Here is a 7,850-nt window from a genome sequence, read left to right on the forward strand (position 1 = left end):
GGCGCGGCGGGCGAAGTCGCGCAGCAGGAAGGCGCGCAGCTTGTTCATCACCGGGCCGATGACCGCGGCGCGGGAGGGTTCGGACATCGACTCGTACCAGGCCCAGAAGCCGCGCAGTACGGGGTCTTTGAGGGCGGGGATGATGCGCAGCCGGTAGGCGGACTCGCCCAGCAGGCGGGGGACGTCGGCGAGGGTGACCAGCTGGTGGGTGCGGTCGCGGTGTTTGAGGAGGGTCAGGCAGGCCGCCCGCATCACGTCGTCGGTCCTGGGGCCCCAGAAGGCGGTGAAGATCCGGCGGAAGATGCCGGTGATGTTGTCGACGACGACGTCGATGTCCGTCCCGTCCAGGACGTTCAGGCAGGGCGGGATGTGACGGTCGTCGGGGTCGATGAGCACGAGTCGGTCGGCGCAGCTGTCGGGGAGGCGGTCGAGGAGGTCGGTGACCAGGTCGCCCTTGGGGTCGATGACGATGACGCCGCGGTGGTTGCGTACGTCGTCCAGGGCGAGGTTCGCGATGAGGGTGGACTTGCCGGAGCCGGTGGCGCCCATGACATGGAGGTGGTGGCGGGCGTCGGGGACGGCGAGTCCGACCTCTCGGCGGGCGCCGGTGTCGGAGCGGCCCAGCGGCTTTACCCCGTTGCCGGGGGCGGGTTCGGGGATTGGCGGGGGCGGCAGGACGGAGCGGGCGCCGGCCCGCTGCACGCCCGGGGCGTCCGCGTCCAGGGGCAGTTGGGCGAGGGCGGCGAGTTCCGGCACCGACAGCAGCGCGGGACGGGTGGGCGGGAACTGCCGGGCGCTCAGGCGGGGTTCGGGGTGGCGCAGGTGGGTGCGGGCCAGGTAGTTGCGGTCGGCGTACAGGCCGAAGGCGGAGGCGATCGCGTGGGCCCGGCCGCGGGCCACGTCCTCGGCGCGTTCTGTTGTGGGGGAGCAGGCGGCGGCGTAGGTGAGGGTGCACTGCCACTGGGAGCCGGACTGTTTCGCGACCATCTGGCGTACGGCGGCGCCGTGTTCGGGGTCCTGCCTGCTGGTGGCGGCCGGCTGGGCGCGGTGCAGGAGGAGCGCGGCCAGGGCGGGCAGCCGGGCCGGGGCATGTCCGGCCTTCACCCGCCGGGCCTGGCGGCGGGCTCGGCGCAGCGCGACGCCGGTGGCGGGGCGGGCCAGGATCTGTACGCACGCGGTCTCGTCCTCGGCCATGCCGGTGGCCGCCTGGAGCAGCGCCCGCAGCGGGTCGGCCGGGTGGTCACAGCGCAGGGGCAGGACGTCGGGGCGGGCCGGGCGCAGCCGTCCGGCGGTGACGATGTGATCGTTCGGGAGGAGCGGCACGGGTGCGGTTACGCGGGTGTGGGCGCCGGGCCAGGCGGCCTCCACCGCGCGGCGTACCAGGCCCAGCGGCACCGTGCCGGGAACCCAGAGCCGGATGTGCAGGCCGGTGTGGGACCAGGTGTATTCGAAGGCGAGGTGGGGCTGGCCGGTGGTCAGGCGACGCCACCACGGGCGCAGCAGCCCGGCGAGCTGCGCCCACATCACCTCACCCCCCTTGGGGGCGACGGTGGGCGGGGCGAGGATTTCCACGCAGCGAGCGCCGTCGGCGAAGCGCTGCTGGCGCAAGCGCAGCAGCCAGCGCCGGGCACTGTATCCACAGGATGTGGACACGAGGACGAGCGGGATCAGGACGGGTGCGGACGCGGTGCACCAGTCGAGGGCGGCCCGGAGCGCGGTGGAGGTGAACGTGTCCGGGTGGGTGAGGAAGTCCACCAGCGGCCCGCCCGGCGGAGCAACGGCCGGCAACCGGTACGCCGTCACCACTCCCACCGCCCCTCGCCGACGGGTTCCTCGCCTGGCATGCTGTCCGCGTTGAGGGCTTCGTCGGCCGGATGCTGGGCGGCGAGCTCGCCCGGGTCCGTGGTGATCACGTCATGTTCGCCGGGCGCTGCGACGCTGATCAAGGCGACCTTGTGGCGGCGATCGCCGGTGAGCAGCAGGGCCTCACCGCGGGCCGCGGAGAGCAGGAACTCCCGCTCGCCGTGGCAGAGATGGAAGTTCTCGCTGATCACATCGATGGCCTGCGGGGCCTGGCGCAGCAGGACCTGGGTGGCCGCGTTGGAGACGATGGCCCGGCCCAGCGGAGAGGCGAGCACATCGTCGGCGTCCTGGGTGACGACGGCCAGCCCTGTCCAGTACTTGCGGGCGGCCTTGGCCATCCGGAACAGGAACCGGGCCCCGTCGCCGTCCCGCATCAGCAGCCACGCCTCGTCGACCACCACCAGGTGGCGGCCGGTGCGGGGACGGGAGCTGACCTGCCGCCAGATGGCGTCCAGGGCCAGCAGCATCGCCGGGGCTTTGACCTCGTCCGGGAGCTGACGGAGCGCGAAGACCACCAGGTGGCCTTGGGTGGTGGCGGTGCTGGGGCCGTTGAACAGCTGCGCGTGGGAGCCGGTGGTGTATGGGATGAGCTGGTGGGCGAGATCTGCTGCGGTCTGGCTGCCGTCCTCGGCCAGGATGGCGGCGAGGTCGGCGAGCTGGGGTGGGGTGCGCTGCCAGGTGCGGGGGTCGGTGGTGATCCCGGCGCGTGCGTACGCGGCGAGGATCGCCCGGTCCAGGACGGCCTTCTCGGCGGCGGTCAGGTCGCTGCCGAGCAGGACGGCGAGGAACGTGTGCAGGAACAGCACGCGCCTCGTGAGGAGGTCCTCCTCGCCGCCTGTCGTTGGTGGGAGGTCGAAGGGGTTGAGGCGTACGCCGTCGGCGCCGAGTGCGATGACGTGGCCGCCGACGGTTTCGGCGAGGCGGACGTACTCGTCCTCCGGGTCGATCACCGAGGCGGTGGTGCCGGTGAACAGCAGCCGCAGCAGCTCGAGTTTGGCGAGGTAGGACTTGCCGGCGCCGGAGCGGGCCAGGGTGATGGAGTTGTAGTTGTCCTGCGCGAAGCGGTCCCACACCACGGGAGCACCGGAGACCGCGTTCAGCCCGTACAGCACCCCGGCGGGCGTGCCGTCCGGGCCGGTGTTGATCGGCAGGTCGGGGCTGGTGAAGGGGAAGCAGGCGGCGAGCGCGGCGGTGTCGAACGTGCGGCGGATCTTGAGCGTGTCGATGCCGAGCGGGAGGGTGGCCAGCCAGCCGGGCAGCGCCCGGTAGGTCGTCGGGGCGACGGTCATGAGCAGCGATTCGGCGATCGCGCGGACGGCGGCGGCCTGTTCGGCGAGGGTGTCCTCGTCTGCGGCGTGCACGGTCAGGTACAGGGCGACGTGGAAGAGCTTTCCCTCGCCTCTTGCGATGCGGTAGGCGAGGTCGGCGGCGTCCGCGGCGGCGGCCTCCACCTCCGGATCGTCCAGGCGTCCCTTGTCGAAGCCGGTGCGTCGGCCGGATTCCAGCCGGGCGCGCTGTTTCTTCAGCCCGGCTGCGGCGATGGGGTTGGGGACGGGTTCGATGTGCAGGGCGATGTCGAGGTGGCCGGGAAAGTTCAGCAGCGGGGCCAGCCAGCCCGCGGTGACCTCGGCCGGGTAGCCGGTGACCACCAGCGTGGTGGCCAGGTGTCCGCCGACCGCGAGGGCGCGGGCATGCACCTCTACGGCCTCGGGGCCGGCCGCCTCCAGCACCTGGGCGGTGTCGACGACCGGCATGTCGGCAGCGGTGCGGCGGCGGCCGGAGAAGAGCCGGGTCATGCGGGGTCACCTTCCGATCCGTCTTCGGGCGCGGTGGGGGTGTCGGGGTTGCAGGCCGCACCCACCAGCTCGGCGCTCTGTTCGGCGTCCAAGGGCGTGACGGTGATCTCGGCAGCGCCGAGCGCTCGGGTGGCTTCGTGGACGCGCTGGATGACGCGGCCCGTTCCCGCGGGGTGCCGTCCGCCGTGTGCTGCGGCGTCTTCGCGGGCGATGAGCACGATCTGCCGGCCGAGCAGGTTGCCGCCGGTGGCGAGGTCGGCGAGGAAGTCGGCGTGGGCGCGGGCGGCCTGCTCCAGAGCGGGGTGGGGCAGTGCGGCGGCATCGTGCTGCAGGGTGTCGGCGAGTGGGGCGAGGTCGATGCGGTGGCAGCGCACCAGCAGCTGGGTGGGGCCGGTCAGGGAGTTGAGCCAGCGCGCGAACGCGGCGGTCAGGCCCTGCTGTTCGGCCGCGGAGCGCAGCTCGAAGTTGACGGTGGAGCACGTCGCCACGGCCGCCTTCCCCTCGCCGCCCAGGTCGAGCACCCCCTCAGCGGTGATGCCGTCGTACGGCATGCGCATCGCGGCCGGAGGCGGCCCCGCCGCCTTGGCCCAGCGGTCGGGGACGACGACCGGCAGCGGCGGCACTCCTTCGGGGGCGTGCACCCGGCGTTTTGGGGTGCGGGCGTGCCGGAGGGCGGCGAGCAGGAAGCGGTCCAGGCTGATGCCCTCCCGCCGGCCGAGCGCAAGCGCGGCCACCGCACCGGTAATCGGGACCACCAGGGCCGCGTACGTGAGCGGCGCCATGAAGGGACGCGTTGCCCACCAGCCGCCGTACAGCACGAGAGAGGCGACGGCGAGGATCGCGCTCTGCCGGGCCGTGAAGGGGCCCAGCAGGCGGTCGGGGCGTGAGATGTCGGCGGGAATGCGGGTGGCGTACGGGGCGTCCCCGGCTTCGTCGGGTGGGTTCATGCGTAGTTACCTCCGGGGTGGTTCGAGGGGCAGCCGCAGCTGCACGGGACGCGGCGGGCGCACCCGGACCCGTGCCGCGGGGACGGGCAGCGCCAGCTGGCGTGCCCGGGGTACCGGGGCCGGACGGGCCGGGGACGGTATGGCGGGCTGGGCGCGAGCTGCCGGGGGTGGGGCGGGAGTGCGCTCGGCGCGGATCGGCAGCCACATCTGGGTGGGCCTGGGCGGTCGGGCGGGAGCGCGCGGGGCGGCGATGGGGAGGGCGAGTTGCTGTCTCCGGCGGGCCTGGGCGGGATGGATCACGGCGCGGGGACCTTTCGGCGTACCGACGAGGGGAGCTGCTCCCGGGCCGCGGCGTGGGGGAGCGTTGCCCGGCCTGGCTGCGGCGCCTGGAGCGCCGGGTGCCGCGCGGCGCCCGCCCGGCGCGGCCGGGGCACCGGGTGCGGGCCGGCCCGCTGCTCCCGGGCGGCCACCAGGCCGGCCAGGGGCAGCACGGCCACGCGCGAGCAGCGCCCGGCCCCAGCCCCGCACACCCCCACCACGCCCGGGCCCGGCGGCGGGCAGCCGGCCCCCACCACGTCCGCCTCCGCCTCGACCACGTCCGCCTCCACCCCCTCCCGGCCTGCCTCCGCCCCCTCCTGGGCGGCCGCCTGCGCCGCCTGGTCCGCGGCGGCCGAGGCCGAGGCCGGCACCTCCACCGCCGCCGGGGCGGCGGCGCAGCAGGCCGATGCCGGGCACGTAATGGTTCATGAGCCGGTACATCGCCAGGTGCTTGAGCATCCGCAGCCCAGCAGGGGCGTGCGGGTTGTGGATCGGGGTGCCGCGCAGGACGACCTGCAGGGTCCAGCCCGGAATCTTGAACAGCACCCAGAACAGGGCCAGTCCGGCGAGCATCGTGCCCAACTGGTCGGACTTGGGGATGCCGAGCGTGGTGGCCCCGGGGGCGAAGAACAGCTTCAGGGCGAGGATGAACGTCATCGACTGGGCGATCTGGATGACCAGGCAGCCGGCCAGGGCGCGCCACCACAGCCGGGCGACGGGATCGGTCAGCGGATGCGCGTGACACGCCAGCATCAGGGGCGCGGCCACCGCCAGCAGCGCCATCACCGCAACACGTACCAGGAAGCCGATCAGCACCGCGAGCACCAGCGTGATCATCACGATCGCGAGGATCAGCAGGTACAGCTTCAGCCCCGCGGAGCCGAACAGGGCGAAGGGCAGGACGCGTTCGACCATGCCCTGACCGGCGTCCGACATGTCGGTGGCCATGATCGCGTGGGCGAGGGCGTTGGACAGGCTGATCGCCTTGCCCATCACGGTCAGTGAGGTGGCCGCCGCGACCATCCCCAGCAGCAGGCGCGGGGCGATCTGCTGCAGGGCGTAGCGGGTCTGGACGGTCTCATAGCCCATGACCGTGACGCCGCCCGCGGTCACGAAGAGCACGTAGATCCCGGCCGTGATCCCCAGCATGGCGGTCCACAGCTTCTTGATGTCGGCGTGCTTTGTGACGTCGGGCGTGGCGAGCAGGGTGTCGGCGAGGAACTCGCGCACCGGCTTCATGATCTGCTCGATCAGCGTGCCCAGGAAGGAGGTGACCGCGTCCACGACCATGGCGGGGATGTCGAGGAAGCCCCAGGTGGTGCCCTTGTCGCACTCGGTGCCGGTCGCTTCGCAGGCCGGAGGCGTCGGCCCGGGAGTCGGCTCAGGGGAGGAGGGTGACTCCGGTTCGGGTGTGGGGCGGCCCGGTGCAGGGGTTGGCCCGGGCGTGGGCTCGGGCCTCGGCTCCGCCCCGGGCTCCGGGGAGGGGGCGGCGGGGCCGGGCGCGGGCCGCGGTTCGGGTTGCGGCGGCTCCGGGGCCGCCGGCGCCTGAACCGCCGCGGACCCAGTGTGCGCGGAGGCGGCCACGGCGCACATCGGGACGAGGGCCATCACGGCCAGGGCGAACAGCAAGGGCAGGGCGCGGGCGAGATGCCTTGTGCGGATCACTGCCCGCCCCCGCCGTCGTTGGCACCGACGATGCCCTGCAGCACGGCCACGAACACTGGGGCCAGGATCGCCAGCCCGTAGCCGATCGCCGCGGCCTTCAACGCCCGCTTGGCGGCCTCGACTTCCCCCGGATCGCCGCCCGCCATCAGATAGCGCAGCCCGCCGAAGGTCAGGAACAGGGTGGCCAGTCCGGCAAGGATGCCGACGACCCAGTTCCGCAGATTCGTGATGACGGTCGGGATGTCCGCGACCGCCCACACGTGCGGCGGATCCGCCAGCAGCGCGCACGTCGTGAGGGCAGTGGTGAAAACGAGCCGGACGGACCAGCGCAGTAGCGGTCGCGGTGGCCGACGGAGCCTTGCGAGCATGGCAGCACACCTCCCTCGGGGCACAGAGCCGGGCAGGAGCAGGACAGGACGGGGACGCCGCAGGGGGCGTACGTGCGTCGGTGCGGGGTGAGCGGAACCCTTGGCCCGGGCGTCGGCCTCCTTACAGGGGGCGCGGCGGAAGGGGGTTCTCGGTGTCAGCACGAGACGGTCGTGCTCACCCCGCACCGTGCGGAGATCTGGTCCCGGGGCATCGGCCGCCGCCCCGGGACCACAACGGACGCTCCGGCCCGAAGCCGGGCTCGGTGCGCCGTCACCGTGAATAGAGATCCCGGTGGCGGGAATTGACATCCCGCCACCGAAAATCCCCCCACTGGCGTGCTACTGGTCCTGCAGCCGGCGTCGCAGATGAGCTGCCAGGTGCTGCTCGGCAGCGCTGCGGTGCCGGTAGAGCTGACGCACACTCACCCCGCGCTCGGCCGCCAGGTGTTGCATGGGCTCGCCGCCCAGCCGGGTACGGGCGATCAGCCGCGCCTCGGCCACGTCCACCACGCGGGCCTGTACGGCACGGGACAGCACCGTGAGCTCATCCACCGGCTCCCCGTGTTCTGCCTGCGGGACGGAGCAGAGGTGGTCGAGGTGCGTTGCCGCCGAGCCGGTTTCGCGGGCGGCTTGGCGGCGTGCGGCGTACACCAGCCGGTGCACCGCCCGGTCGGCGGCGCTGAACAACTCCCTGTCCAGCCGCTCCGCTCCGGGGTTCACCGTGCGCAGGGCCGCGGCGACGGCGGCCAGGGCTTCCTGCTCGACCTCGGCGCGCTCCAGATGGGCGGGGCGAGCCAGCCGGGCGAGCATCCGGCGCAGTACCGGAACGGTCATGGCCACCGCCACCACGTCCCACGGCTCGCCCAGCTCATGGGCGCGCCGGATCACCTCGC

General features: G+C 73.5%; 6 protein-coding genes. All 6 read right to left on the minus strand.

The annotated features are described in order from the left end of the window. Positions 1-1,812: DUF8128 domain-containing protein (locus ABD357_RS41275; RefSeq protein WP_425585218.1), on the minus strand; the 1,812-nt coding region annotated here is incomplete at its 3' end. After that, complete coding sequence (locus ABD357_RS41280) at positions 1,800-3,659, minus strand: VirB4 family type IV secretion system protein (protein WP_425585219.1); 1,860 nt, start codon at positions 3,657-3,659, stop codon at positions 1,800-1,802. The genes ABD357_RS41280 and ABD357_RS41275, both read right to left, overlap by 13 nt. Next, positions 3,656-4,606, minus strand: a complete 951-nt coding sequence (locus ABD357_RS41285) for a PrgI family protein (RefSeq protein ID WP_344396685.1) — start codon at positions 4,604-4,606, stop codon at positions 3,656-3,658. Before ABD357_RS41285 ends, ABD357_RS41280 begins: the two co-directional genes overlap by 4 nt. A 6-nt stretch (positions 4,607-4,612) precedes the next feature. Continuing rightward, entirely contained in the window at positions 4,613-6,589 is a 1,977-nt protein-coding gene (locus ABD357_RS41290) for a TrbL/VirB6 family protein (RefSeq protein ID WP_344396686.1), read from the minus strand. Further along, positions 6,586-6,957: a pilin gene (locus ABD357_RS41295; protein ID WP_344396687.1), complete on the minus strand. Its 372-nt coding sequence runs from the start codon at positions 6,955-6,957 to the stop codon at positions 6,586-6,588. The genes ABD357_RS41290 and ABD357_RS41295 overlap by 4 nt, the downstream gene beginning before the upstream one ends. A 339-nt stretch (positions 6,958-7,296) precedes the next feature. After that, positions 7,297-7,850 (minus strand): hypothetical protein (locus ABD357_RS41300; protein ID WP_344396688.1); only part of this gene is annotated, 554 nt, incomplete at its 5' end.

Source organism: Streptomyces vastus, assembly GCF_039532825.1.
Taxonomy (GTDB): domain Bacteria; phylum Actinomycetota; class Actinomycetes; order Streptomycetales; family Streptomycetaceae; genus Streptomyces; species Streptomyces vastus.

Excerpts from the sequence above, each read along its gene's own strand:
- ABD357_RS41280 (WP_425585219.1), bottom strand. The coding sequence starts at position 3,659 with ATGACCCGGCTCTTCTCCGGCCGCCGCCGCACCGCTGCCGACATGCCG.
- ABD357_RS41285 (WP_344396685.1), bottom strand. The coding sequence starts at position 4,606 with ATGAACCCACCCGACGAAGCCGGGGACGCCCCGTACGCCACCCGCATT.
- ABD357_RS41295 (WP_344396687.1), bottom strand. The coding sequence starts at position 6,957 with ATGCTCGCAAGGCTCCGTCGGCCACCGCGACCGCTACTGCGCTGGTCC.